General features: G+C 57.9%; 25 protein-coding genes. 10 read left to right on the top strand and 15 right to left on the bottom strand.

What is annotated here, in order from left to right:
- Positions 1-182: 182 nt before the first annotated feature.
- The gene (locus VN622_04560) at positions 183-383 is read right to left on the bottom strand and encodes a cold-shock protein (GenBank protein HWR35128.1); all 201 of its coding nucleotides are present in this window, start codon (positions 381-383) and stop codon (positions 183-185) included.
- 174 nt (positions 384-557) lie between these two features.
- Entirely contained in the window at positions 558-1,016 is a 459-nt protein-coding gene (gene tadA, locus VN622_04555; GenBank protein ID HWR35127.1) for a tRNA adenosine(34) deaminase TadA, read from the bottom strand.
- 327 nt (positions 1,017-1,343) lie between these two features.
- On the opposite strand from tadA, the gene VN622_04550 reads away from it, so the two are divergent.
- Together VN622_04550 and VN622_04545 are read left to right on the top strand one after the other, a co-directional pair.
- A complete protein-coding gene (locus VN622_04550) occupies positions 1,344-2,633 on the top strand; it encodes a hypothetical protein (protein ID HWR35126.1) in 1,290 nt (429 codons plus the stop codon).
- A gap of 137 nt (positions 2,634-2,770) precedes the next feature.
- Positions 2,771-3,214, top strand: a complete 444-nt coding sequence (locus VN622_04545) for an NADH-quinone oxidoreductase subunit I (GenBank protein HWR35125.1) — start codon at positions 2,771-2,773, stop codon at positions 3,212-3,214.
- A gap of 80 nt (positions 3,215-3,294) precedes the next feature.
- On the opposite strand, the gene VN622_04540 is transcribed toward VN622_04545, so the two are convergent.
- Positions 3,295-4,362: an agmatine deiminase family protein gene (locus VN622_04540; protein HWR35124.1), complete on the bottom strand. Its 1,068-nt coding sequence runs from the start codon at positions 4,360-4,362 to the stop codon at positions 3,295-3,297.
- A 169-nt stretch (positions 4,363-4,531) separates the two neighbouring features.
- On the bottom strand, positions 4,532-5,434 hold the full coding sequence (locus VN622_04535; protein ID HWR35123.1) for a carbon-nitrogen hydrolase: 903 nt from the start codon (positions 5,432-5,434) through the stop codon (positions 4,532-4,534).
- Positions 5,435-6,166: 732 nt separating this feature from the next.
- On the opposite strand from VN622_04535, the gene VN622_04530 reads away from it, so the two are divergent.
- The 3 genes from VN622_04530 (at position 6,167) to VN622_04520 (ending at position 8,768) form a co-directional block, all read left to right on the top strand.
- Positions 6,167-6,715: a hypothetical protein gene (locus VN622_04530; GenBank protein ID HWR35122.1), complete on the top strand. Its 549-nt coding sequence runs from the start codon at positions 6,167-6,169 to the stop codon at positions 6,713-6,715.
- 144 nt (positions 6,716-6,859) lie between these two features.
- Entirely contained in the window at positions 6,860-7,603 is a 744-nt protein-coding gene (locus VN622_04525) for a DNA alkylation repair protein (protein HWR35121.1), read from the top strand.
- Positions 7,604-7,676: 73 nt separating this feature from the next.
- Positions 7,677-8,768 carry a deoxyhypusine synthase family protein gene (locus tag VN622_04520; protein HWR35120.1) on the top strand — a complete coding sequence of 364 codons (1,092 nt, stop codon included), beginning with the start codon at positions 7,677-7,679 and terminating at the stop codon, positions 8,766-8,768.
- Positions 8,769-8,974: 206 nt separating this feature from the next.
- On the opposite strand, the gene VN622_04515 is transcribed toward VN622_04520, so the two are convergent.
- Positions 8,975-9,520: an arginine decarboxylase, pyruvoyl-dependent gene (locus VN622_04515; protein HWR35119.1), complete on the bottom strand. Its 546-nt coding sequence runs from the start codon at positions 9,518-9,520 to the stop codon at positions 8,975-8,977.
- Positions 9,521-9,687: 167 nt separating this feature from the next.
- Positions 9,688-10,590: a LysR family transcriptional regulator gene (locus VN622_04510; GenBank protein HWR35118.1), complete on the bottom strand. Its 903-nt coding sequence runs from the start codon at positions 10,588-10,590 to the stop codon at positions 9,688-9,690.
- 248 nt (positions 10,591-10,838) lie between these two features.
- On the opposite strand from VN622_04510, the gene glnA reads away from it, so the two are divergent.
- Positions 10,839-12,263, top strand: a complete 1,425-nt coding sequence (gene glnA / locus VN622_04505) for a type I glutamate--ammonia ligase (protein HWR35117.1) — start codon at positions 10,839-10,841, stop codon at positions 12,261-12,263.
- Positions 12,264-12,411: 148 nt separating this feature from the next.
- Here glnA and VN622_04500 read toward each other — a convergent pair whose 3' ends face one another.
- Genes VN622_04500 through VN622_04490 form a run of 3 tightly spaced genes read right to left on the bottom strand, consistent with a single transcriptional unit; the run spans position 12,412 to position 14,134 of the window.
- Positions 12,412-12,969, bottom strand: a complete 558-nt coding sequence (locus VN622_04500) for a carboxymuconolactone decarboxylase family protein (protein HWR35116.1) — start codon at positions 12,967-12,969, stop codon at positions 12,412-12,414.
- A gap of 59 nt (positions 12,970-13,028) precedes the next feature.
- Positions 13,029-13,568 carry a peroxiredoxin gene (locus VN622_04495; GenBank protein ID HWR35115.1) on the bottom strand — a complete coding sequence of 180 codons (540 nt, stop codon included), beginning with the start codon at positions 13,566-13,568 and terminating at the stop codon, positions 13,029-13,031.
- Between the two features lie 26 nt (positions 13,569-13,594).
- The gene (locus tag VN622_04490) at positions 13,595-14,134 is read right to left on the bottom strand and encodes a Fur family transcriptional regulator (GenBank protein ID HWR35114.1); all 540 of its coding nucleotides are present in this window, start codon (positions 14,132-14,134) and stop codon (positions 13,595-13,597) included.
- Between the two features lie 37 nt (positions 14,135-14,171).
- On the opposite strand from VN622_04490, the gene VN622_04485 reads away from it, so the two are divergent.
- The 3 genes from VN622_04485 (at position 14,172) to mdh (ending at position 19,998) form a co-directional block, all read left to right on the top strand.
- Positions 14,172-17,189, top strand: coding sequence for a hypothetical protein (locus VN622_04485; protein HWR35113.1), 3,018 nt, complete (start codon positions 14,172-14,174; stop codon positions 17,187-17,189).
- A gap of 187 nt (positions 17,190-17,376) precedes the next feature.
- Positions 17,377-18,798 (top strand): NADP-dependent isocitrate dehydrogenase, encoded by a 1,422-nt coding sequence (locus tag VN622_04480; GenBank protein HWR35112.1) that lies wholly within the window; start codon positions 17,377-17,379, stop codon positions 18,796-18,798.
- Between the two features lie 273 nt (positions 18,799-19,071).
- Positions 19,072-19,998, top strand: coding sequence for a malate dehydrogenase (gene mdh / locus VN622_04475; protein HWR35111.1), 927 nt, complete (start codon positions 19,072-19,074; stop codon positions 19,996-19,998).
- 79 nt (positions 19,999-20,077) lie between these two features.
- On the opposite strand, the gene VN622_04470 is transcribed toward mdh, so the two are convergent.
- From VN622_04470 to sdhB, 5 genes are all read right to left on the bottom strand, one after another.
- Positions 20,078-20,659 (bottom strand): hypothetical protein, encoded by a 582-nt coding sequence (locus tag VN622_04470; protein ID HWR35110.1) that lies wholly within the window; start codon positions 20,657-20,659, stop codon positions 20,078-20,080.
- A gap of 95 nt (positions 20,660-20,754) precedes the next feature.
- Positions 20,755-21,282: a peptidylprolyl isomerase gene (locus tag VN622_04465; protein ID HWR35109.1), complete on the bottom strand. Its 528-nt coding sequence runs from the start codon at positions 21,280-21,282 to the stop codon at positions 20,755-20,757.
- Positions 21,283-21,361: 79 nt separating this feature from the next.
- Positions 21,362-21,994, bottom strand: a complete 633-nt coding sequence (locus VN622_04460) for a peptidylprolyl isomerase (protein ID HWR35108.1) — start codon at positions 21,992-21,994, stop codon at positions 21,362-21,364.
- 61 nt (positions 21,995-22,055) lie between these two features.
- Positions 22,056-23,534, bottom strand: coding sequence for a dipeptidase (locus VN622_04455; GenBank protein HWR35107.1), 1,479 nt, complete (start codon positions 23,532-23,534; stop codon positions 22,056-22,058).
- Positions 23,535-23,722: 188 nt separating this feature from the next.
- Entirely contained in the window at positions 23,723-24,472 is a 750-nt protein-coding gene (sdhB, locus tag VN622_04450) for a succinate dehydrogenase iron-sulfur subunit (protein HWR35106.1), read from the bottom strand.
- A gap of 114 nt (positions 24,473-24,586) precedes the next feature.
- Between sdhB and VN622_04445 the strand changes: the two genes are divergently transcribed.
- The gene (locus VN622_04445) at positions 24,587-24,778 is read left to right on the top strand and encodes a hypothetical protein (GenBank protein HWR35105.1); all 192 of its coding nucleotides are present in this window, start codon (positions 24,587-24,589) and stop codon (positions 24,776-24,778) included.
- Here VN622_04445 and sdhA read toward each other — a convergent pair.
- Positions 24,760-26,550 (bottom strand): succinate dehydrogenase flavoprotein subunit, encoded by a 1,791-nt coding sequence (gene sdhA / locus VN622_04440; protein HWR35104.1) that lies wholly within the window; start codon positions 26,548-26,550, stop codon positions 24,760-24,762. The genes VN622_04445 and sdhA overlap by 19 nt on opposite strands.
- Between the last annotated feature and the right edge of the window lie 7 nt (positions 26,551-26,557).

Genomic DNA, 26,557 nt, shown 5'->3' with positions numbered 1-26,557 from the left:
CTCCAGCACATTGAATGCGGCATCCCAGGTTAGCGCCAACAGCACGGCGCGAACCTGGGGCACCCGGCCGGGGAAGAACCCTTGGGTTCGCAACCATTGGGCTCGCAACCAAAGAGAAAAGGCGAGCCGTTTAGCTCGCCTCTTCTGTTGAAACTAAGCTCTGGTTGGAGCTTGTCCAGGAATTACAGAACCTGAACGTTCTCGGCCTGCCAGCCCTTCGGTCCCTTTACGACGTTGAACTGAACGGCCTGACCTTCTTGAAGGCTACGGAATCCGTTGGACTGGATCGCGGAGAAGTGAACAAACACATCTTCGCCGTTCTGGCGGCTAATGAAACCAAAGCCCTTAGCGTCGTTGAACCACTTAACTGTTCCTTGTTCCATTTAAAACTCTTTTCTCTTGAGCGTTGTTACGTGGATTGAATCGGAAGAACTCAGGCAGGACTAGCTCTTAAGCGAGAAGCTGCTGCTCTACAACCGTTTCGGATCTAACGTACCGATGAACAATAACACAACAGCACTAGGCAATGCAACACTGATAAAAATATTTCTCTAAGGCTATTTAGCCCTGCGTTCCCGGAAGAATACCTGAATCGATTCCATGCAGCGGGCGGCCAGAACGCCGCTCTTAACCTCCGTCGCGTGGTTCAGGGCTGGGTGGTTGAGCACCTGCATGACCGAGCGCACGGCTCCGGCCTTGGCGTCGTCCGCGCCATAGACCAGGCGGCGGATGCGCGCATGGACAAGAGCACCGGCGCACATGGCGCAGGGTTCCACGGTGACGAACATCTCGCACTGTGTCAGTCGATAGTTGCCGAGCGTGCGACCGGCTTCGCGCAGCGCGACGATTTCAGCGTGCGCAGTCGGATCGCTGTCGAGTATCGTGCGGTTCGATCCACGGGCAATCACGCGTCCGCCACAGACGACGATCGCCCCAACAGGCACCTCTTCGGCAGTACGGGCGCGCTCGCCTTCGCGCAGAGCCTCCTCCATCCAGAACTCGTCTGAGTGTTCCAATCACGTTCTCCTGCTCCTATTATCCACTCCTGCCCGGAAGCGCGGCCAAGCAGGATTTCGATCTGTATTACGTGTGTAATTACGTGTGTACTGATAAGTCATCATGCTCAATCAGCGCACCGCGCTGCATCTGCACGGAAGTCCCGGGCGAATGTGGCTCGGGGGCTTGTGCATCCAGAAGTGAGTTCCTGCTCTATATCCAAAAGAGGCAGGTTTTTTCCCAGCGAGCAAACCCCGCTGGGGTTACTGAGTTCTAAACACTAAATCGGACACCCATACTCGGGTGAGTGACCCAGCCCTTTGGGCAGGAATGAAGTGGAGGAAACGATGAAGAAAGCCGTTTTACTGACATCGGGCTTGTTGGTCGCCCTTTCTTGGGGCATTGCGCAGGACACGACGAGCCCTGCTTCGACCGGCGCCAGCCAAGACCAGAGCCAAACGCAGAATAACCCGGCCGCGAGCACGGACAATAAGACCGCCGCAGGCCACATTCAGGGCTGCCTGATGGGCAGCAGTGGGAGCTTCACGCTCCAAGTGAAAGGCGAAACCACGCCTTACCGCCTGAGCGGCAACACGGACCGCCTCGCCCAGTTTGTAGGCCAGACGGTTGATATTACCGGCAGCAGGGATAACGCTGCGGAAGCGTCCAAGGACAGCAGCGCCGCTGCAACAGGCACACAGGGGTCACAAGCCACACCCACCATCATGGTTGCGGATGTGACGTCTATCTCGGGCACGTGCGAGAGCAGCACCTCGAATCCTTCGAGCAGCAGCTCTGCCATGGGCGAGTCAACAACTTCGACGGCGCAGACGGGAGGCACGTCGGATATGGGTACCGCGACTTCAACCCAGCCTTCGGGCTCGATGAGCGCCGGTACGGGGACGACGAGTGAGAACTCGTCGGCCATGTCTGGCCAGGCGGCTCCTGCAACCAGCACGAGCAGCGCTGACACGCAGGCGGCTGCGACGCAGCAAACTCCGCCCGTGAGCAGCCAGACGAGTTCCAGTGGTGTGAGCGATAACACGGCAGCCGCTGCGGGTACTCCGCCTTCGCAGATTGACAACAGCGCTGCGGCCGCGGACCGTAATGCTCAGGCGGCTGGCCAGTCTGCTGCCGCCGCCTCCGCAGCGTCCGGCGCGCAGCCCAGCACCGGCCAGCCGGGGCAGAGCAGCGCAACGAGCCAGACAGCAACCCAGCCCGCGACCAGCACCACTGCTACCGACATGAACACGCAGTCACAGGCAGCCGCGAGCCAGCCAACAGGTTCGGAGGCAAGCACGCAGCCTTCGTACGCTAAGCCGGCTGGCACCGAGACGACATCGTCCGGCATAGCGTCTTCCGCGGGTACTGCTCCGAGCACGTCTGCCGAAACGGCGGCGCAGAGTGCGACCTCCGACCAGAACGCGGCGCAGACGACCGAACCGAGCGCCACCGCGGACACTTCGGCCAGCAGCCAGAACGCTGATCAGGGTACCGCAGCTGCAACCAGCGACCAGGCCGCGAAGGGCACGGAAACCGCCCAGAACCGTCTGCCGCAAACCGCCTCTCCGCTGCCGCTGCTCGGCCTTCTCGGCCTGGGTTCGCTGGCATCGGGAATCTTCGCCCGCCGGAAATAACAGGGGAACCAGCGGTCGAAGTACAAGAGCTGCCAGACGGCATCCTGCGAGGGATGTAGCTTGGCAGCCTCTTTTTTTGTGCAATGCCCAGTGTTATCCTCGGCTCACGGGGTGAGGCTTTGGCACTGAAGAACTTGGTGAGAAGAGTGCTGTTTCTGGATCTGCTGAAGGGCCTGAAGCTGACGTTTCGCAATCAGGACATGAAGCAGAATTGCACCGAGCAGTACCCACTGGAACGTCCGCAGATCGCCGAGCGATACCGTGGGGCTCCGCGATTGAACGTCAATCCGGACACGGACGAGACACTCTGCATCGCGTGTGACTTGTGCGCGCTGGCCTGTCCTGAGCACCTGATTGTGGTGAGCAGCGAGCGCAATCCGCAGACGCGTCGGAAGGAACTAACTACCTTTACCTACGACCTGAGCCGCTGCATGTTCTGCGGATTGTGCGAAGACGCGTGTCCGACCGACGCGCTGGAGTTGACCCAGGATTTCGAGCTCGCGAACTACACGCGCGGCGGCCTGACCTGGGATCGCAAAACCCTTGAGCAGGGACCGGAAACGACCGAGTACAAGAAATAAGAAATGGTGAAGCGACTTGAAAAAGCGCGAGGGCCGAAAGGCCCTCGTTCTAGCTTTGGCGAGACGCTACAAGCCGACCCTCAGATTGCCGGTTGCTGCTGCGTCATGCAGTGAATGGTGCCGAGTCCCCAAACAAGATCGCCGCAATAGATAGGAACGATGGTGTGGCGTGGCATCAGATCCGCGAGCGTGTTCAGCGCGAGGCGGTCGTTGGGATCGTCGAAAACGGGCACGAGCACGATGCCGCTTGCTATATAGAAATTCGCGTAGCTCGCCGGAAGACGCTGTCCGCGGAAGACGATGGGAGCCGGCATGGGCAGTGTAACCACACGGAACGGCTTGCCATTCTGGTCGCTCATGCGTGCAAGCCGACGGTAGTTGTCGCGCAAGGGTTCGTGATTGGCGTCGGACGGATCGGGTTCGACGCAGGTCACAATCGTATTCGTGCCCACGAAGCGCGTTATGTCGTCAACGTGGCCATGCGTGTCGTCGCCAACGATTCCGCGTTCAAGCCACAAGACTTTCTTGATGCCCAGACATTCAGATAGAACGAATTCGATATCTTCGCGGCTGAGACCGGGGTTGCGTTGCTGAACGTTCGAGAGCAGGCACTCTTCGGTCGTAATGAGCGTTCCGCGTCCGTTCACGTCGATGCTGCCGCCTTCCAGAACCACGCGACGAACTTTCCCATCCACGGTGAACTCAGGCTGGAAGCGGGGAATTCGCAACGTTTTGGCAATCAGCGCAGGAAGCTGGTCATCGAGCTTCCAGTCGTTGTACTTCGCCCACGCGTTGAAGCGCCAATCCGTCGCCGCCAGATCGTAGCCTCCGTCGGCCAGCTTACGGCGTACGAAGATGGCGCCTGTGTCGCGGAGCCAGCCGCGATTGGTCGGCCAGCGATGAAACCGAATATTCGGATGCCTCGTGCGGGGCGATGCCTCCAGCACATTCGCGCGGTGCAATATCTCACGCGCCTTCAGTTCGGCAGCTTCGTCGGTAACGATGAGTTCAACGTGCTCGACGCGTGCGAGGTGGCGAACAATCTCCGCATACACGTACGGGATGGGCTCGAACTTCCCCGGCCAATCGCTGCGATTGTGCGGCCACGCCAACCATGTGGCGGCGTGCGGCTCCCACTCGGCGGGCATACGATAGCCGAGCGCGAACGGGGAGTCGGCGGCCGTTGGAGTTACAGTCTCTCGGCTGACGGCCCGACCGCGCATCTTGCCGCGAGCGGTTGCTGTAGCTGTTGCGTTGTTGCTGACCATTACACCTCAGGTTAGAGCTTTTAATTCGATATCCCGCGACGAGACTTGATTAGTCAATCATTCTCTGCGTAATGGGGCCGTAGCTGTCTATGCGGCGGTCGCGCAGAAATGGCCAGTTGCGTCGCACATCTTCCAGCTTCTTGACATCCACTTCGCCGACGAGGACTTCTTCCTTGTCATGGCTGGCCTGGGCGATGATAACGCCGAACGGATCGGCGAGGAACGAGCCGCCCCAGAATTCCAGACCTAGACCGTGTTGCGCTTCATTTCCGCGGATGTTGCCCGTCTCATGTCCCACGCGGTTCACGCCGGCGACGTAGACTCCGTTCGAAATGGCGTGCGCGCGTTGGATCGTGCGCCAGGCATCGTACTGCGCGACACCGTATTCTTCCTTCTCCGCCGGATGCCAACCGATAGCCGTGGGGTAGAACAGCACGTTCGCACCCTGTAAAGCCGTAAGCCGCGCCCCCTCTGGATACCACTGGTCCCAGCAGACGAGTGTGCCGATCTTGCCGTTCTCGGTAGGGAAAACCTTGTATCCGAGATCGCCTGGGGTGAAGTAATACTTCTCGTAATAGAGCGGGTCATCCGGGATATGCATCTTGCGATAGATGCCTTGCAGCACGCCGTCCGGCCCGAGCACGGCAGCCGTGTTGTGGTAGAGCCCCGGAGCGCGACGCTCGAAGACCGACACCACGAGCGTTACGTGCAGTTCGCGCGCGAGCTGCGAGAAGCGCTGCGTCGTCGGGCCGGGAACAGGCTCGGCAAGATCGAACAGCGCAGCGTCTTCGCGTTGGCAAAAGTACTGTGTCCTGAACAACTCGGGCAGGCAGACGACCTTGGCTCCGCGCCTAGCCGCTTCCCGTACGTGCGCGACCGCGCGCTCGATGTTGTCATCAGGCTCAGGCGAGCAGCACATTTGCACCAAACCGACGGCGAACTTGTCAGCCAATTTCGAGCCTCCGCGAAGATTGCGTCCTTAGGATAACAAAAGTGATGAAGTGCTCAGCGTCGCTTCTGCGGGCGAAGATCGCTCCGGTGGGCAAAGAACGCGACACGGGCCTCAACTACTTCGAGGCAAGATACTACAGGCAACATGGGCCGCAGTGTGTCAGGTGACTTCGCGGTAAATGCCATGTGCAGATTTCGGCGACCCACAGAAACTGAATATGTACGGCCAGGTTCGCCCGCGGTTTGTTGTCCTCCTGCGCGAGGGCCGCAAGCAGAATTTGTCATCCTGAGCGGAGCGCAGCGGAGTCGAAGGAACCCCACGGACTGCTTCACGCCCGGCCTTGTAGTGGTTAAAGGGATCCTTCGACTCCGCGACTTTCGTCGCTGCGCTCAGGAAGACAACAGTCAAGCAGGGTTTTTGCCATTTACTCAACACGGGCGACTTCGAACAGTGACGCAAAGAGCGGGGTAGATGGACATTGTGGCCTTCCTTCTATCGTCGTTACCCGGTTCTAGTTGTGGGGGTGGAGTACGTTATAGCTTGTACAAACGTCTAAGGTATGGCCAGGAACAGATGCAGCAAGCGCTGAGCGTCAACATAGTCTCCCAGCCCATCCGTCGACGGCGTCCGGTAGAGAAAGGGAGCTGATTATGTGTCACCCGTCCTTACATCGTTCAGACACGACATCGTTCAGACACGAGAAGTGAGAACATGGCTCTCAGGAAGAGACTTGTGAGAAAGTCGCTGGAACTCGTGATCGGCCTCCTGGTGGGAGTGGCTCTAATCGAGATCGCAATTCCACAACTTGGTTTCTTTTGGCACCTGGCACATACCGACCAGGTTGTCATGGATGGGCATTTATTCACGGTTCCTTCTAAGTACTTCCTTTCGGGTTCCGAGGGGCGACTTACATTCACCAGGTTCTCGCCGGTGGTACCCCTCATTGCCGAGCGGTCGGCCATCGCGGGGCCATTCGCAAAGATGAACATGATTGGCATCTACAAGCACGACGACGGCAAGAGCTTCGATAGAGATGCAGATTACTTTCGCCTGAAGGAATGGCTGGCCAACGAAGTAAAGCAGGCTGGTCTGAGCCTGGAATCTGAAAGGAGTCTGAGCACGCAACTTGGAACTGCATATTGTTTTCAGTCCAACGGCTCACAAATGGCCGAAGTCAGGTGCTTTCTTGATGGGAGCAAGGTCAGCGTGCTTTTCATGGGAGAGCCACGATTTGCAAACGACGTCTATCAGGTCGTCAGCGGTGTCACCAGGGTCAATTGAGGCGTGCGTGAATTCTGGCGTGTACCGGTTCACTGGCCTGGCTCTGCGTGCTGATTGACGCACAACGGGCAAGACTGTACGTTGTCACGGTGTGGGGGGTGCGATTTGTTGTGGTCGTGATCCTGATTGAACATCGGAGGCGCTATGGCAGTTCAACCTAAACTGCAACTACTCGTTGCCGAAATCCGCACGTTCTTCAAGGCAAACGCGGACGCCAAAATTGTAGAGAAGTACTCGCGCTATTTCCGTGATGGATACGATGCTTACGGAATCCCGGTTGCTCTCTTTCTGAAGAAGAAGGATGAGTGGCTGCGCGCCTCGGAGCACGCTGGGCTGAAGGGTGCGCTGGATCTCGCGGATATTCTGTTTGCCAGTCCGAAGTACGAAGAAGGCGCGCTCGCGATTCAGTTCGTGAGCCACTTCCGCGGGGAACTGAAGTCCGCAACCTTCAAGCGTGTCGGTGGCTGGCTCGATAGCTACGTTCACAACTGGGCGCACTGCGACGTGCTCTGCAGCGAGATTGTGAGTCACTGCCTCGTCGACGGCATAGTGACGACGAAGCATCTCGATCCATGGCTAAGAGCGAAGGCTCGATTCAAACGGCGCGCTGGTCCTGTGAGCTTGATCGCGCTGGTGAAAGCGGATAGGGAAGTCGTCCCGCTGCTGGACTTCGTCCGTCCACTCATGCTCGATGCGGAGCGCGTGGTGCAGCAGGGTCTCGGTTGGTTTTTACGAGAAGCGTGGAAGAAGAATCCGAAAGCGGTTGAGAGCTTTCTGATGGAGTGGAAGGACAGCGCTCCGCGCCTCATTTTCCAATACGCGACCGAGAAAATGCCGGTTGCGCAACGTAAGCGTTTCGCGAAAGCCAAGGCAGCGCCAACAATCTAGTAAAATCCATTTTGAAGCGAATACATTCCTATTTTTATGCGTGGGCACGCGAGTGCCTTTCAGAGGTGAATACTTGAAGCACGACGAGCATAAGCATCAGACGCAGGCTACTACCGAAGCAGAAGGCGCGGGCATCGAGCGCGAACTGCACGATCCTATCAGCGACAAACTGGTCCCCCTGGAGCCCTTGGATCTTTCGAAAGTCATTACGGTCGATGATCTGGTTCGCGCAATGGGCAGAACGGCGTTTACCGGGCGGCAGGTCGGCAACGCTGCCGATGTGCTGGAGGCGATGGCGCGCGACAAGGAATGCTTCGTCGTGATGACGCTAGCCGGTGCGATGACTGTAGCTAAGCAGGGTTTGATTATCGCCGAACTGATCGACCGCCACATTGTGAAGGCGCTGGTCTCAACCGGTGCTCTGATGGCGCACGGACTGGTGGAGGCCGCAGGCAAGTCGCACTTCGTATGGGACGAAAAAATGAACGATATCGAACTCTACGAAGCCGGCTACAACCGCGTTTATGACACGCTCGAGCCGGAGACAAACCTCAACTTCGTAGAGGGCATCGTCGCCAAGGTTCTCGACAAGTGGGACGCAAGCGAAGTCGCCTGTTCGTGGAAGCTGAACCGCGAAATTGGCCGCTATCTGCACGAGAACGTCGAAGGACGAGGCATTCTGAAGTCGGCGTTCGAGAATAACGTTCCGGTGTTCGTGCCTGCGTTTACCGATTCCGAGATGGGGCTGGATTTCTCCCTGCATAACCGCAAGCGAAAGAAGGAAGGCCGTCCGGAGATTCCGTATAATCCGTTCCTAGACCTTAACCATTTCGCCGAAACACTGCTGGCGCAGACGCGCCTCGGCATCTTCACGATCGGCGGCGGCGTGCCGCGCAACTGGTCGCAGCAGTTCGGGCCATACATTGAACTGCGTCACCGTCGCGGCGGAGAAGACCTGCCGCTGAAGCGCTACCACTACGGGCTACGAATCTGCCCGGAGCCGGTACACTGGGGCGGACTGTCAGGCTCTCCTTACAGCGAAGCCATCTCGTGGGGCAAGTTCGTTCCGCCGGACGAGGGCGGCAAGTTCGGCGAAGTCTTCGTTGACGCAACTGTGGGGCTGCCGCTGGTGGTAGGCGCGGTGCTGGAAAGGCTCAAGAAGTGAATAGTCAATAGTGAATGATTGATGTGGGCGCGGCCGGTGACCGCGCCTTTTACTTTGGGATCAGGTCGCTAGCACAACAAGGAAGAGTGCCCGCGCAATCAGCAATCAAAAGAGGCTTGCACGGGGCACCCTCGGATCTGCAAAAAGAAACGGCACAGACCATTGTCCGTGCCGCAATCTGCGTTGCCTGGGCTACGCCGAGCTATCTATTCCATGATCAGGATGGCCGCCGCGATCGTAGTCGTCCACAGTGCCTTCTTATCACCAACTGCTGACTGGGTGATGTTCATGGTGCGGACGATCTTGTTCGAGAGGCGATAAACCTCTTTCTTCTCGTCCCATGATTTGTCGGCATCGAATTCAAGATTCAGCGTGGTCGCAAGCATTTCGGCCGCGAGTTCTTCAGCGTAGTCGCCGGCCACCTGGTCGGTCTCGCCGAAAGAGTGGTGTTCGCTCAAGTAGCCGTACGTCTGGCGATCTGCGGGGATAGCCAGTCCGATGCTCGAGGCTACCAGACGGTGTGGCTCGCGAGTGGAGTTCTCCGCAACAACGGCGAAAACGACTTCGCCGGGGTTCAGATACGTTAAACCCTGCGCGCGTGGTATGACCTTGCAGTTGGGTGGAAAGATGGACGACACCCGCACCAGGTTCTGTGCTGCGATTCCGGCATCACGTAATGCCAACTCGAACGACGTGAGCCGTTCCCTGTGTTTCCCCACGCCCTTGGTGAGGAAAATGCGCTTGGGGACCATGTCTTTTCCCAATTCTTAGTGACCTCCGCGGAACTAACGAAAATAGAATAGGATTTTGAAGATGTGCTTGAAAGGTAATTGAAATTACCCGCGGGTGCAATGCACTTTGGAGTGAGAAGGCATAAAAAATGCAACAGCGAGCAGAATATTTCTGGTGACCTGCCGAATTAGCGTCCGCTAGCGAGCTGTGGAGTCTTTAGGCGCACGGCAATGTCGATGAAAGCGAGCGCCGCGCGGCTGAGCGCCTTGTCCTTCCGGAAGACCAGCGCCAGGTCTCGGCGAATCTGCACGTCTCCGAGCGGGATGGCCGCAAGGACGCCCGCATTGATGTCCCCTTGCACGTTGGAATTGGCGATGAATCCTATGCCAACGCCGGCGGCGACAAAGCGCTTCATCAGTTCGCTCGAGTCGAGTTCCATGGAGATGTTGGGCTTGATGTGGCGTTCGTCGAAGAGGCGCTCGATGGTGTCCCGCGTGCGTCCCTGCTTGGGAACAAGCAGCGGATAGCGGCCAATCTCGGCCAGCGGCGCGGTTGTCAGCTTCGCCAGCGGATGCTGTGCCGCCGTGATGATGACCAGTTCGTCGCGATGGATTACGACCGTTGTGAGGCGCTTGTCGGATACCGGCATCGACACGACTCCGAAATCTACCGAGTTGTCGACAATGGATTCGAGAACCTTTGAGTGCTCGGAGCGCTGCACGCTAACGCCGACCGAGGGATACAGCTTTTTGAACTCGGCAAAAACCTCGGGCAGGATATGCAGGCAGGTGCCTTCGTTGGCGGCGACGACGATTTCGCCGCGAGGCACGCGATCCATTTCGGCAACAGCGTTCAGTATGGCTCTGCGAGACTCGATAGTCTGCTCAGTGAACCGCAGGAATACCTTGCCCGCTGCGGTGAGCGCCACTTTGCCGCCCGAACGGTCCAGCAGGCGTGCTCCCACCTCTTCTTCCAGCGCGCGTATCTGGGCGGAGATCGCCGGCTGCGTTCGGAAGCGTTTCTCCGCCGCCCGAGAGAAGCTTAGGTGCCGCGCTACCTCAATGAAAGTGTCGAGCTGGTCGAAATCCATGCTTTGGGCTGAAGTGTATAACCGCCGCTTATGCCTGCGATAAAAACTATCGATTTCCCAATCCGAGGCTCAGCCCATTACTTTTAAGTCAGGTCGTGAGCTGCCGGAGTGAATTCTAGCAGCACTCGTCGAGTTTCTTCATTTCCACACAATTAGCGGCAATACAGCATGAGGACGCGTTTGGCCTGTGTTGCGACACGTCCATAACTCGAGCGCTTGCAGCGCTTAGAAATCAAAAGGAGCAATCGATGGCTGAAACGACAGGTGATCCGAAGTCCGTACTGGATCTCGCGAAGAAGAACAATGTCCAGATGTTTGATCTGAGGTTCACGGACCTGCCTGGTCTCTGGCATCACGTTTCGTATCCGATCAGCATGTTGAATGAATCGAGGTTTGAAGAAGGCTTCGGTATGGACGGATCGTCGATCCGTGGCTGGGCGGCCATTCACGAGAGCGACATGCTGCTCATTCCGGATCCATCCACTGCATTGCTTGATCCCTTCACGGAAGTTCCGACGCTCGTTATGATCGCCGACGTCATCGACCCGGTCACAAAGCAGCGCTACGATCGCGACCCCCGCTACATTGCCAAAAAGGCAGAGATGTATCTGGCCTCAACCGGTCTTGCGGATACCTGTTTCTTCGGCGCGGAAGCCGAGTTCTTTATCTTCGATAACATCAGCTTCGACCAGCGCGAAAATGAAGGCTACTACTTCATCGACGCCGAGGAAGGTCGCTGGAACTCCGGTCGCCGCGAGAACAATCTCGGCTATCGCCCGCGCTACAAGGAAGGCTACTTCCCGGTGCCTCCTACGGATCATTACCAGGATCTGCGAACCGAAATGGTGCTCATGATGCAAAGCTGCGGACTGGACGTGGAGTGCCATCACCACGAAGTGGCGACCGGCGGACAGACCGAAATCGATATGCGCTTCAACTCCATGCTGAAGTCGGCGGACGCGATGATGCTCTACAAGTACATCGTGCGTAACGTCGCGAACCAGTACGGCAAAACTGTCACATTCATGCCGAAGCCGCTCTTCCAGGACAACGGTAGCGGAATGCACTGCCACCAGTCGCTATGGAAGGAAGGGAAGGCGCTCTTCGCCGGTGACGGCTATGCGGGCCTTTCGCAGATGGCGCTGTGGTATATCGGTGGACTGATCAAGCACGGACCCGCGCTGTCGGCGATTATCGCTCCTACGACGAACAGCTACAAGCGCCTGGTACCGGGCTTTGAAGCGCCTGTGAACCTGGCTTACTCGCGCCGGAACCGCTCGGCCGCGTGTCGTATCCCGATGTACTCGGCCTCGCCGAAAGCCAAGCGCGTCGAGTTCCGTCCTCCGGACCCGAGCTGCAATCCCTACATGGCTTTTGCTGCCATGATGATGGCCGGGTTGGACGGCGTGGAAAACAAGATCGATCCGGGTCAGCCGCTCGATAAAGACATTTACGATCTTGGGCCGGAGGAGTTGAAGAACGTTCCGTCGATGCCCGGTTCGCTCGAGCACGCTCTGGATGCGCTGGAAGCCGATCACCAGTTCCTGCTCAAAGGCGACGTCTTCACAGAGGACCTGCTCGCGACTTACATCGATTACAAGCGTGAGAAAGAAGTGAACGCCATCCGCCTGCGTCCGCATCCGTACGAGTTCCAGATGTATTACGACATTTAGAGCAGGTCATCCAGACAAGAGGAGCGGCAGAAGGAGCCGAGCGGCAAATCGCCGCTCCTTCCTTTTGATCGCCTGTTTCGACTGGGCTCAGGAGCGGCGAGCGGCCCCTGCGGGGCTGAACTCAATGGCTCAACTCAATAGCCCTCAACTATGCGATGGCTGGTGCTGCCTCGCTTGCAACTGCCGCCTCGGCATCGAAGACGCCGGCGAGCGCGTGGACTACTGAGGCAATGCGGATTGCGGCCAACACCTTTTCCTCGCTGAAACCTTTGCCGACCAGAGTGCGCTCGTGCGAATCCACGCAGGCAGCGCAGCCGTTAATCGCCGATACGGCCGTGCACCAGAGTTCAAAGTCGAGAGGGTCAATCCCGTGCGAGCGCATGACGTTCATGCGGAGGCCGGCACGCAACGTCCGGTACTTTTCATTCGAGACGAAGTGCTGGAAACGATAGAAGACGTTGTTCATCCCCATGATGGCAGCAGCGCCTTTGGCGGCCTCCAACGCTTCGGGGGAAAGCTGTGTGCGCGCCTCGTCGAGTGCCGCGCGAGTGAGTTCAGAGTTGCGCGATGCGATGGCGCAAGCAACTACCGTGCCCCACAACTGCTGCGTGCTCAGTTCCGTTTGCTGGCGCACCACGCTCGAAAAGTTAAGTTTCAAGTCTTTCGCGTACGAAGGCACTGTTTCCAATAGTTGTTCCAAGTTCATATCAGCCTCAAGGTGCAATAGAAAGGCTCCGGCATCCGCCGGAGCCCGGTGGGAACGTGTTATGCAACGACGAGCGTTTCCTCGCCCTTCTGCCAGTTGCAAGGGCAGAGTTCGTCCGTCTGGAGCGCATCCAGGACGCGAAGCACTTCGCTGGGATTGCGACCTACCGACATATCGTTCACCGAAACGAAGCGGATGATGTTCTCTGGATCGACAATGAAGGTGGCGCGCTGAGCGACGCCTCCATCTGGATCGAGGATGCCAAGGGCCGCGCACAGTTCGCGCTTGATGTCGGCCAACATCGGAAAGGGCAGGTTCTTCAGATCAGCATGATTCTCGCGCCAGGCCAAATGCACGAACTCGGAGTCGATGCTACCGCCAAGCAGCTGGGCATCGCGGTCTGCGAATTCATTGTTCAGTTTGCCGAATGCAGCAATCTCCGTCGGACAGACAAATGTGAAGTCCTTTGGCCAGAAGAAAAAGACCTTCCACTTGCCGGAGTAGTCCTCATCGGTGATGGTTGTGAAAGCGTTCTTCTTGTCGGTGCTGACGGTTGCTGTGAGCGAGAATGTTGGGAACTTTTGACCTACGCCTAGCATCTTTCGTTTTTCTCCTTAGAAGTTGATTATTGTTTGTGTGCCGACTGCTTGCCCTTCGCCGAACACTTACCGCAAAGGCCGTGGATTTCAATGCTGAACCTCTGTACGCGGAAGCCGGCAGGGAGCTTTTGTTGAATATCCATGGAACCGATCGACTCGGCTTCGATGTCGAGGATCGACTTGCACTGCGTGCAGACAACGTGATGGTGTGGAGAAGGATTCGAGTCAATCTTCAACGAGCCATAATGCGGACTCACTTCGCGCAACATGCCAGTGTTCACAAATGTCTTAACATTCTTGTAAACCGTGGCCAGCGAAATCGCAGGAATCTGCTTTCGCACAAGCTCGTAGATATCTTCGGGAGAGAAGTGTCCGTGGCGAGCGGTAACCGCCGCATAGATCACTTCGCGCTGGTGCGTCGCAGCTAGTCCATGCTGACGGCATAGCTCCCGAAAATCGATATGCGAAACGCGCATACCTATCAGATGATAAAGATTCTCCAACGATTCAAAGTTAGTTGTGGAAAGGCCCGAGACCGTCTCTGACGGCGCAATTCCGATTCCCATACCAAGGTGTTATTCTGCCCTTCGGAACGCAGCTGCCGTGGCTAACGGTTCACTAGGATCAGACATAACTTCTATCGCCTTTCGCGATGCTCAGCGCGCGGCTGAAAACCTTGCGCGCGTTCGCCAGCGTGTGCCTGCCGCGGTTGCGCAGGCTCTCGTCCCGCTCCTCTCTCAATCATCGAATCCGGACGCCGCGCTGAACCTGTTCGAACGCCTCACACAGGTTGCGAGCAACGAAGTGTTTCGCCTGATGGAGAGGCACCCATCTCTGGTGCATTATGCCGTTGTGGTCCTCGCTAACTCGCAATGGCTCGGCGAGACGCTGATCCAGAACACGGATTTGTTTCATACGCTCGCGCGCGATCGCGGCCTGGACCGCATTCGTTCATCCGAGGAGTTTCGCGAGAATTTCGCACGCGTCCGTTCGCGGTCCTTCGAGACGGACATTTCGCTGCTGCTCGCCCGCTTCAAGAAGCGCGAATTCGTACGCATCATGCTGCGCGACTTGCTGAGGCTGGCCACTCTGGCGGAAACGACGGCAGAGATTTCGGCGCTTGCTGATGTCCTCATCGATGAGGCGCTACGGGAATGTGCCGCCGCGCTTAAGAATCGCTACGGAATGCCGGAGCACAAGGACTCAGAGGGACGCCTGGCCGAAACTCCATTCACCGTGCTCTCCATGGGCAAGCTGGGAGGCAACGAACTCAACTACAGTTCGGATGTCGATCTGCTGTACCTGTACGGCGATGGCGTAGAGCCTGCGACGGCAAGCATCTCCAGCAGGGAGTTTTTTATAAGGCTGGCGCAGGACGTCACAGAAGTCCTCTCTCGCGTCACTCGTGAGGGCTCCGTATTCCGCATCGATTTGCGATTGCGCCCGCAAGGGGCGGAGGGCGAGCCAGCAGTTTCCCTCGGGCAGGCCTTACGATATTACGGTGGAGTGGCACACGACTGGGAGCTGCAAGCACTTCTCAAGGTGCGACACTCGGCGGGTGACCAGGCCCTTGCGCGGGAGTTCATTCGAACCGTGCAGCCATTGGTTTATCGCAGCGAAACGGAGACACTGGATGAAACGGGCGCGGCAACAACCGGTTCAGCTTCGCAGCCGCGAACGCGCTTGAACTTCGCGGCCATCGAGACCGCGCTCGACGCCTTGCAGAAGATGAAGACGCGCCGTCGAAAGGGCATAACCCCGCGACAATCACCCGATGCCATCGACGTAAAACTCGATCGCGGCGGCATTCGCGATATCGAGTTCCTGGTGCAGTGCCTTCAGCGCGTATACGGCGGAAGCGAACCGTGGCTGCGCTCTGGCGGCACGCTGTTCTCCTTGCAAAAGCTGCATGATAAGGACCACATTAGCGGCAAGGAATACCACCTGCTCACTTCAAGTTACGAATTCCTGCGCAAGCTCGAGCATCGTTTGCAGTTGCGCGCAGGGCAGCAGACGCATCGGCTGCCGTCCGATGAAGCCGATTTGCAAGCCATGTGGCGCTCGGCGACTGGCGAGCGCAATCATATCTCCGGAGAAGAAGTCGTTCGCGCAGTGCGCGCCCGAATGGATGCTGTCGCCGCGATTTACAACCGCATTATCCATCAGCAACAGTGGAGGCATGAGGTCAGCGAGGCGCCTACGGAGCTGCGGCTGGCTGCTCCCGTGCAAGTGGCTGGGCCAGATCAGGGACACGCGGAGATGCTCAGTCGTCTAGCGATGGACGCGCCGGAAGTCTACGAACTGATATCCCGCACGACGCTTTCGACCTTCGCCCGGCGAAACCTGTATCGCTTTCTTGGATCTGCCTCAACCAGTTCGGAGCGTTACGCGGCAGTCATTGGATCTCGCAACGCTCTTGAGCGCGCGCTCGCTATCTTCGGTACCAGCCAGTTTCTGACGGATATCCTCGTGCGTCACCCGGAGGAGATCGGAAGCCTGGAGCACCTGGCCATCACCCAGCTTGAGCAATCGGAAACCCTATTCGACACCGACGAACATGCCGATGGACAAGCCCACGCCGTTGCCGCGCAGATCAACATTCCCGAGCAGTCCTCGCCGGCGGAAGCAATGGCGCTGTTGCGGCGAGAGTACCGTCACCGGGTATTCCTTGCGGGTGCGCGCGACGTTCTGGGCAGGCGCAGTGTTTGGCTTTCATTGGAGGAGACGACCAGCGCTGCTGAAGCTGCCATCCGTGCTGCCCTGCGATTCACAGACGCTCCGGACGGGTTTGCGATTCTCGCGCTCGGGCGGTTGGGCACGCGTGAGTTCGACGTGCTGTCAGACGCAGACCTGATTTTCGTTCGTGACGAGGCGTCGGACCCGGTTGCAGGAGTCCGCGCGGCGGAAGCGCTGATGCAATTGCTGGCCGCCTACACGCGAGACGGCAGCGTTTTTCCGGTTGACGCACGGCTACGGCCGCACGGCGCAGAGGGCGAACTGGTGGTATCGTCATCGCAACTGCAACAGTACTTCCGCCAGGAAGCGCAGGCGTGGGAGGCTCTCACGTATACGAAGCTCCGCTTTGTCTCTGGCGATGCGGCAGTCGCAGACAGGGCACTCTCGGCTGCCCGAGAATTGCAATTGCGTTTCGCCAGGCACGCCGAGTTCGGGCGTGAACTACGAGAAATGCGCGACCGGCTGGAAACTTCTGATGGTTCGCCTCTGAACTTCAAAGTGTCCGGCGGGGGGATGTACGACATTGAATTCATAGCCGCTTACCTCTCGGTGCTTGCGAGCGCGCAAGAACGGCAGGAACCAACGCCTGGGATCGCAGGCAACATGCGGACACGCCTCAGGCACCTGCGGGCATCGCAAGCGCTCGCCGGCGACGATGCCGCTGCGCTCCAAAGTGCAGCTGACTTCCTGCGCGCACTGGAACACGCTGTACGCCTCGTGGATGGCCGCGCGCGGAAGTCGCTTCCGGTGGGCGAAGCTGCTCTGGAGAACGTCGAGCGCCTGACCTCGGCAATCCTGGGCCGCAGCTTCGAGGCAGGTGTCGGTGCGGAGCTGCGCCGCATCATGCGGGAAGTCCGGCAACGCTACAACCACATCCTGGAATAATTGAACGCACATGCGCGCGGTGTTACCTTTATACGCAGCTGTGTGTCACTCCGATACGCGACGCACGTCACAGGCGCTGCGGGCGCTGAGATGCTGTCACGTGCATATGTGAGCATCGTCATACCTGCCGGGTAACCACGCCCGGATACAATTCTCGGTTTTTGCGCATATCCTACGGAGGTGTTGTTTGGCGGCATATAACGGCTTGCCCTTGCCGGCGAGCGGCAACAAGATCGACTTTACGAACGGAAAGTTGACCGTTCCCGACAACCCGATCATCCCTTTTATCGAAGGTGATGGCACGGGCCGCGACATCTGGAAGGCCTCGGTGCGAGTATTCGACGCCGCAGTGGAGAAGGCCTACCACGGCAAGCGTCGAGTGGCATGGTACGAGGTGTTTGCCGGCGAGAAAGCCATGGAGAAGTTCAAGTCCTGGTTGCCGGACGACACCGTGGATGCTTTTCGCGACCTGCGCGTAGGCATCAAGGGGCCTCTCACTACGCCCATTGGCGGCGGTATTCGTTCGCTCAATGTCGCACTGCGGCAGATTCTTGATCTGTATTCATGCGTACGACCGGTGAAGTACTACAAGGGAATCCCTTCACCCGTTAAGCATCCCGATCGGATGGACATTGTCATTTTCCGTGAGAATACTGAAGACGTATATGCAGGCATCGAGTGGGAAGAGGGCACGCCGGAAGCGAAAAGATTAATCGACTTCTTGAATAACGATCTGCTGAAGGGCGGCAAGAAGCGGATTCGTCTCGACAGCGGCGTTGGTATCAAGCCAATGTCGGTGACGGGTACCAAGCGCCTGGTGCGGATGGCGATCCGCTACGCCCTTGAGAATGGGCGCAAGAGCGTGACTCTGGTACACAAGGGAAACATCCAGAAGTTTACGGAAGGCGCGTTCCGGAAGTGGGGCTACGAGGTCGCAACGGAGGAGTTCCGTGAGCAGATCATCACCGAACGCGAGAGCTGGATCATCGATAACAAGGACAAGAACGCTTCGCTCACGGTTGAGAAAAATGCTGCAATGATTGAGCCGGGCATGGAGTTCGCGCCGCAGTCGTTCCGTGACGGTATCTACAAGGAAGTGAAAGAAACGCTCGACGCCATCTACGCCAGCCACGGTGGCGGCAAGTGGAAGTCGAAGCTCATGGTAAACGACCGGATTGCCGATTCTATCTTTCAGCAGGTCGTGACGCGCGCTGACGAGTACTCTGTGCTCGCGACGCCGAACTTGAATGGCGACTACATCAGCGACGCGTGCGCGGCGCAAGTAGGCGGCTTGGGCATCGCCCCCGGCGCGAATATTGGCAACGAGCATGCGATCTTTGAAGCTACTCACGGCACTGCGCCGAAGTACGCGGATAAGGATGTCATCAACCCTGGCTCCGTCATGCTCTCTGGCGTGATGATGTTCCGTTATCTCGGCTGGGCTGAGGCGGCGCAACTCATCGAGGATTCGCTCGAAGCGACCATCCAGCAGAAGAAAGTCACATATGACTTCGAGCGCCTGATGGACGGCGCGAAGAAGTTGTCGACCAGCGAGTTCGCTACCGCGATGATCGAGAACATGGACGCGAAGATTTCGATTACGACGTAGAATAGAGTTGGTGGGACTACGGACCGGATTAAGCCGGTGCCGTTTCCGAACTGGATCTGAGGCTGGTGAAGTTCCGAATCGCCAGCACAATTCGTGGCATTCGTTCAGGTGCGGCACGTAGCTTGGTTTTATAACGAGCGCGACAGTACGGCACTGCAATCCGAGTTTGGCTTTGGATTCCGCCCCGCGCGTACTCGCGGCAAGTCCCAAGTTTTCTACATGACGGCCGAGCGTGTGTGCAACACGCCGGGCGTAACCTTTGAAAGGAAGCAAATGCGCAAGAAAGTTAGCATCGTTGGGTCTGGCAATGTGGGCGCAACGGCGGCACACTGGATCGCGTCGAAAGAACTGGCGGATGTAGTGTTGATCGACATCGTGGAGGGCGTGCCCCAAGGGAAGGGCTTGGACCTGCTGGAAGCGATGCCCATCGAAAAGCGGGACTCATTCGTCATCGGCACGCAAGACTATGCCGATACGGCGAACTCTGACATCGTAGTGATCACCGCAGGCGTTCCTCGCAAGCCGGGAATGAGCCGCGACGATCTTCTTAACATCAATCACAAGATCATGCGCGACGTGGTCGAGAAGGTTGTGCAGTATTCGCCGAACTGCATCCTGATCATCGTTTCAAACCCGCTGGACGCAATGGCGCAGGCGGCATACCGCCTTAGCGGCTTTTCGCGTAACCGCGTGATCGGCATGGCTGGCGTTCTGGACTCCGCGCGATTCCGCACGTTCATCGCGCAGGAACTTAAGGTCAGCGTTGAGAACGTGACGGCTTTCGTGCTCGGCGGCCACGGCGACACGATGGTTCCCCTGCCGCGCTACTCTACGGTTGCAGGAATCCCCATCACCGAACTCATGAGCAGCGACACGCTCGAGCACATTGTCCAGCGCACGCGTGATGGTGGTGCCGAGATCGTGAAGTACCTCAAGACCGGTTCGGCGTTCTACGCGCCTTCAGCCGCGGCTACCGAAATGGTTGAAGCGATTCTGAAGGACAAGAAGAAGATTCTTCCCTGTGCTGCGTATCTCGAAGGCGAATACGGCGTCAACGGCCTTTTCGTTGGCGTTCCGTGCAAGCTGGGCGAGCGCGGTATCGAAGAGATCATTCAGATCAAGCTGACGGCAGATGAGCAGGCACAGCTAGAACGCAGTGCTGGAGCCGTAAAGGAATTGATCGCCGTTATTGGCGTCTAATCGGAAGTACTTCTGATATGACAATCCCGTCCAGAGATGGACGGGATTGTTGTTGGTTCCGGCTTGTGAAGGCGATAGCTCACGAGCTTACCTGTGGCGGCCTCGGCGCATCGCTGAGCGAAGCGCCGCCCTCAAGCTCGCTGGATATATGCTCCATCACCATCTCGCGCACCATCTCAAGCTCGTACTTGCGTACGACGAATACCTGCGGCGAGTAGAAGCTCTCCCACTTCTGATTCTCCAGCAGGCGCGCAAATCCTGCAGGGGTGCCGACGGTGAACTGCCATGTGCTGCGGTTTCCGGTCCCAACGTGTTCGATTTCGACCGTAAGTTCGTCGGCAAATTCGAAGGGATCCGGCGGGCCGGTCATCGCGTCGAAGTTCGCGAGATAGAACTTGCGAATCTCCAGATTGCCGACGCGCATGGTTGGATGTACTGAGGTGTTGGGGCGACCAGGCTTATGGCTGTCGGCGCTTTCGGAAAAGCTCGCGAAGTCTCCCGCCGATCCGAATCCCTGCTGTTCGTTGCCCGTTCTGTTTCTCGCTTTCAGAAACAATCGCGAACCGGCGAACACCACCACGCATAGGACGATAAACAACAAAAGCTTGGCGTTGTCGCTGGCCAGCCATTCGGAAATCAGGAGGCAAGCATACAATTTCACTTGGGCTAGCTCCACAATGGGGTGCGCAGTCCGTAGAACGAATACGGCAAAGGAGTGGGGCGAGCGCTAACACCCTCCCCACAACGATTGCGAAGTTACACTCGCTCGATGGTGACGGAGTTGACGGTAACTTCCTTCAGCGGGCGGTCCTGCCGGTCGCGCGGAACGTTCGCGATTTTATCGGCGATGTCCTGACCCTCGATGACTTCTCCGAAGATCGTGTGATTGCCCGTGAGCCACGGCGTGGGCGCTACGGTGATAAAGAACTGACTTCCATTCGTGTTCGGACCCGAGTTAGCCATGGCCAGTTTGCCAGCCTTATCGAAGCTGTGCGGTGAGCCTTTGGTTTCGTCCTCAAACTTGTAGCCGGGACCGCCAAAACCCGTGCCCGCGGGGTCGCCGCCCTGAATCATGAAATTGGGAATCACTCGATGAAATATGCCGCCATCGAAGAGGCGATCGTTCGATTTCTTGTTCGTGACCGGGTGCGTCCACTCGCGCTTGCCCTCGGCGAGTTCGACAAAGTTTGTGACTGTCTTCGGCGCTTGCGTATCGAAGAGGCGGCAGACGATGGTTCCTTCTGATGTGGTGAAGGCGGCGTATAGACCGGGTTGGCGTGCCATGTGTGGCTCCTAGCTTTAACTCTATGAACGGGAAACTGCGCCGGACGAAGCCGGCGCAGTCCAGTGTAAATGGTGCGACTCAGTTCTTAGGCGCGTCCTTCTTTGTTTCGGCCTTCGCGGCATTGGCCTTGTCTACGGAGGAGCCCGCGCCGACGATCTTGATGTGCTTGATCTGCAGAGGAACGCGTGGCTTATCCATGGAATCACGCGGCACGCGCGCGATGCGCTCAATCAAATTCATGGGGCCGCACTGCCCGAAGATGGTGTGCTTGCCGTTGAGGTGAGGCGTCGGAGCTTCGGTGATGAAGAACTGGCTACCGTTCGTGTTCGGGCCCGAGTTCGCCATTGCGAGACGTCCACCCTGGTCGAACTTCAAAGAGCTGATCTCGTCCTTGAACTTGTAGCCGGGATCGCCCGTGCCGTTACCTGCCGGATCGCCACCTTGAATCATGAAGTTCGGAATTACGCGGTGGAAAATTGTGCCGTCATACAGCGGCACGCCATGCTTCTTCGCCTGGCTGACTGGATTCTTCCAGTCCTTGGTGCCCTCGGCCAATCCAATGAAATTCTCCACCGTCAGCGGAGCCTTTTCAGGAAAGAGGGTGCAGCTGATGTCGCCCATGCTGGTCTGAATGATGGCTTTGGGTTGCTTGTCAGCCGCCACGAGGGCCGTGGCGAAGCAGAGAATGAATACTGCGAGCCGTTTCTTCATAGTGTCTCCGTAAAGATTCGTCGTGAGTGTTAGTGGCGTGAATCGCCAATACTGGTATCCACTACTTCGGTTCTTCTTTCTTCGGAGCCTCGGGCTTTGCGGCGTCGGGTTGCTTAGGCTTAGGCTCATCGGACTGCTCGGGCATCTTCACTTCGCGACGCATGTCCATAGGCTTCTCAGATGCCAGCTCGCGCGAGACGCGCTCTACGTCAGCAAAGACGCGCAGCAGGTTCCCGCCAAGAATCTTGTGCACCTGCTCGCTGGTGTAGCCGCGCTGCAATAGTGCCTCCGTGATCTTCGGAAGGTCGGCAACGGAGTTCATGCCTTGCGGCATGCAAGGCACGCCGTCGAAATCCGATCCTATGCCGACGTGATCGACTCCGGCAACCTTCGCAATATGATCGATATGATCAACGAGCACAGAAAATGGCGGGCGTGGCACGTCGCGGTTCAGCGCTGCCTCGAATTCCTGTAATTGTGAGAACGCGACCTGCGACTTGTCCTCCATATACTTGCGATACAAGTCGCGATATCGTGTGATCTCCTGCGGATGGTCGCGCCAGTAATCGGCAGAGCGTTTGTTGTAGTCGTCGCTCAGAAATCCGCAATTGAAGTTCACCATTGCGACGCCGCCACTCCGGGCGAGTGCAACCAACATTTCATCGGTCATGTTGCGCGGGGAATTGGTAAGGGCGCGCGACGATGAATGCGAAGCGATGACGGGAGCGCGGCTGACGGTCAGCGTGTGGTAGAAAGTGCGGTCGGACACGTGCGAAACATCGACCATCATGCCGATGCGGTTCATTTCGCGCACGATCTGCCGTCCAAAGTCATTGAGGCCCGGGTCCTTGACGCGCCCGGTCTCCGGATCTGGCTTAGGCAGGTCTCCCGACGACTGCGCCCATTCTGTAGAGTTCGCCCAGGTCATCGTCATATAGCGTGCGCCGAGGCGATAGTAGTTGCGCAAGATTGATAGGTCGTTCTCGATCGCGTGCCCACCCTCGATACCCATGAGGATTGCGATCTTTTTGTGGGGGCCGGTGCGCAGCGCGCGAATCTCCTTTGTGCCCGAAGCTAGCGCCAGCTGCCCGGGGTGTGCGGCGACAACGCGGTAAACGGAGTCGATCATGTCCAACGCACGGTGCGCCGCGTGATCCTTGTTCTTGCTGGGCTCAACCCATATGGAAAAGAACTCCACGCCCAGGTTACCTGCGCGCGCTTTCGCCAGGTCCCAGTGACCGCGTCCGGCATCGCTGCCGGGATCAAACGAGTCATCAGCGAAACGCATCGGTGTGTCGGCGTGCGTGTCCACCACGATGGCAGAGTCGTGCACGGCTCTGTAGTCAGCCTTTGCAGGGGTTATCGCCGAAGTCGCAGCCCTGGATGCGGATGTGCTGGACGCCGTTGCGGACTTCTTCTGCGACTCCAGGGCGGCTGAATCTTTGCGATTGCTAGGGGACGCAGCGGCGGCGACGGCGTGAGTCAGGGCTAGGGAACCGAACAACAGGCAGCAACAGAGCGAACGTGCGAAATACGCCATGAGTCGTCCTAACCGGTATACCAGAAACTGTTTCCGAAAGGAGAATAGTTTACCGGAATAGGGCAGAAGGGAGAAGAGCAACCGAGTGCGTCTTTGCGGGTAAGTCCTTGCAAATAAAAACGAGGCCTCCGGTTAACCGGAACCCTCGTCAGAACAACGCTTATGACACTACGTCGAGCTTGGCTTGGCTAAGACTTGAAGAAGTCCAGAATCGCCCTCTTCGTCACCTCGCGACCAACTTCACTGATCGACGTGGTCAGCGGAATGTCCTTGGGACAGACTTCGACGCAGTTTTGTGCGTATCCGCATTCCTGAATGCCACCGTCGCCCATCAGCGCGTCCAGGCGCTCGGTCTTCAGAGCCTTTCCAGTCGGATGAGTATTGAACAGTCGTACTTGCGAGATCGTGGCAGCGCCTACAAAACCGGTGCTCTCGTTGAACTGAGGACAAGCTTCCATGCAGCAGCAGCAGGAGATGCACCGTGACAGCGGATACGCCACTTCCTGCTCGGTGGGAGAAAGCCGCGGGCCGGAACCGAGGTCGTACGTTCCGTCTACGGGGACCCAGGCTTTTACGGCCTTCAAGTTCTCGAAAAGTACGCTGCGATCGACCGCAAGATCGCGAATGACAGGAAACTTCGTAAACGGCTCGATCTTGACCGGTTGCTCGAGTTTGTCAATCAGCGCGGAGCAGGCCATACGAGCCTTGCCGTTGATGAGCATAGCGCACGAGCCGCACACCTCTTCCAAACAACTGGAGTCGTAAGTGATCGGTGTGGTCTGCTTGCCTTCGCGAGTGATTGGGTTCTGCGCGATGTCCATGAAGCAGGAGATCACGTTCATGCCCGGCTTCCACGCGAGCTCAAATTCTTCCCAGTACGGTTTCGACTGGGGGTCTGCCTGGCGCTTGATTTTGAGAATGACGGATTTGTTGGCCATTTCCTTACTCGTGGCTGTCGGCTCTTGGCTTCCAGCTTCTGTGACCTTCGTGTCCAACGGACACGTTCTTAGAGCGCTCAAGTACCCTTGTTCTTCGCACGGAGAAAACCCGTAATGATCAATATCGCTCCGAGCACATATAAGAAGGACTCTCCGCGCATGGCTGCCTTAACGATCAAGGCGATTCCGAAGATGAAGAAGAATGCGGCCAGGAGCATTCCGGGTAAGGATCTGCTTCTTGTACTTTGGCAACTCGCGTCCGTGCTCTTCATCTTCGGCTTCTCAACCTATGTTGCTGCGTCGTAACGGCGTGGCCGCGGCTTGATGAGCGAGACATCCACTGGCTCGAACTCGAAACGTGGCTCGTCGGCATCGGCGGCGAAGTACGCCTTCGTCGTCTTGAGCCAGTTCGCGTCGTCGCGGTCGGGGAAGTCCGGCTTGTAGTGCGCGCCACGTGACTCATCGCGCATGGCAGCGCCCTGCGTAATCACTCGCGCAAGTTGCAGCATGTTATAGAGCTGGCGCGTAAAGGCGAACGACTGGTTCGCCCACGTGGAACGATCGCTCAAGTTGACGTGACGATAGCGCTCCAGCAGTTCGACCAGCTTCGCATCCGTCGCCTGGAGGTTCTTGTTGTACCGGGAGACGGTCACGTTCTGGGACATGATGTCGCCCATTTCCTTCCATAGGCGGAACGGATTCTCCGTGCCATCGGAATTCATGAGCTGCTGGTTCATTTCGACCTGACGCTTTCTCTCAGCGTCGAAACACCCATTGCCCACCGCCTGCGAAGACTTCGCCAGGTTACGCCCATAGAGAACCGCGTCCGGACCGGCGATGAAGCCTCCGGAAATGCATGACATCAGCGAGTTCGCCCCGAGACGGTTTGCGCCGTGGATCGAGTAATCGCACTCGCCGCACGCATAGAGACCCTGGATATTCGTGCGCTGGTTAACGTCAACCCAGAGTCCGCCCATTGTGTAGTGCATGCCCGGGAAAATCTTCATGGGAACTTCGCGCGGGTCGTCGCCCACAAACTTCTCGTAGATCTCCAGGATGCCTTCCAGCTTGTGATCAAGCACCTTGCGATCGATGTGCGTCAGGTCGAGGTAGACCATCGGCTGGCCCTCGACGCCAAGGTTGTGCTCGTAAACAACCTTGTGGATGGCACGAGTAGCTACGTCCCGCGGAACAAGATTGCCGTACTTCGGATACCACTCTTCGAGGAAGTACCAGCGCTCGTTCTCGGGAATGCTCCTTGCAGCGCGCTTATCGCCGGGCGTCTTGGGAACCCAGACGCGTCCGCCTTCGCCGCGGGCCGACTCTGACATGAGCCGCAGTTTGTCTTCGCCCGGAATCGAAGTTGGGTGAACCTGGATGAACTCGCCGTTGGCGTAGTATGCGCCCTGTTGATACAGGGCCGACTGCGCCGAACCGGTGCAGACCACTGAGTTCGTCGACTTGCCGAAAATTGCGCCGATTCCACCCGTGGCGATGATGACCGCCTCGGCTGGAAACGTGACAACGTCCATCGAACGCAGGTCCATGGCGCAGATGCCACGGCAAACGCCCTCGGCGTCGAGCACGGCGGAGAGGAACTCCCAATGCTCGTACTTCGTTACTTTGCCTTCGGACTCGTAGCGGCGAACCTGCTCGTCGAGCGCGTAAAGGAGTTGCTGCCCCGTCGTAGCACCGGCGAACGCCGTTCGGTTAAACAGCGTCCCACCGAAGCGGCGGAAGTCCAGCAGACCCTCCGGGGTGCGGTTAAAGGGCACTCCCATGCGATCCAGCAGGTCGATAATGGCCGGAGCCATGTCGCACATTGCTTTGACCGGTGGCTGGTTGGCGAGGAAATCGCCACCATAAATGGTGTCGTCAAAGTGCTGCCAGGGGGAATCACCCTCGCCCTTCAGGTTCTTCGCGGCGTTGATGCCGCCCTGAGCGCAGACGGAGTGCGACCGCTTGACGGGCACAATGGAGAACAGGTCCACGTGGCCGCCCATTTCAGCGACCTTGATGGCGGCCGAGAGTCCAGCCAGCCCGCCTCCGACGATAACGATATTTGGTGCGTTTGCCATAGAAGTA

Source organism: Clostridia bacterium, assembly GCA_035561135.1.
Taxonomy (GTDB): domain Bacteria; phylum Acidobacteriota; class Terriglobia; order Terriglobales; family Acidobacteriaceae; genus DATMYA01.
The sequence above is the reverse complement of the archived record's forward strand: the minus strand, read 5'-3'. Positions and strand labels throughout refer to the sequence as shown.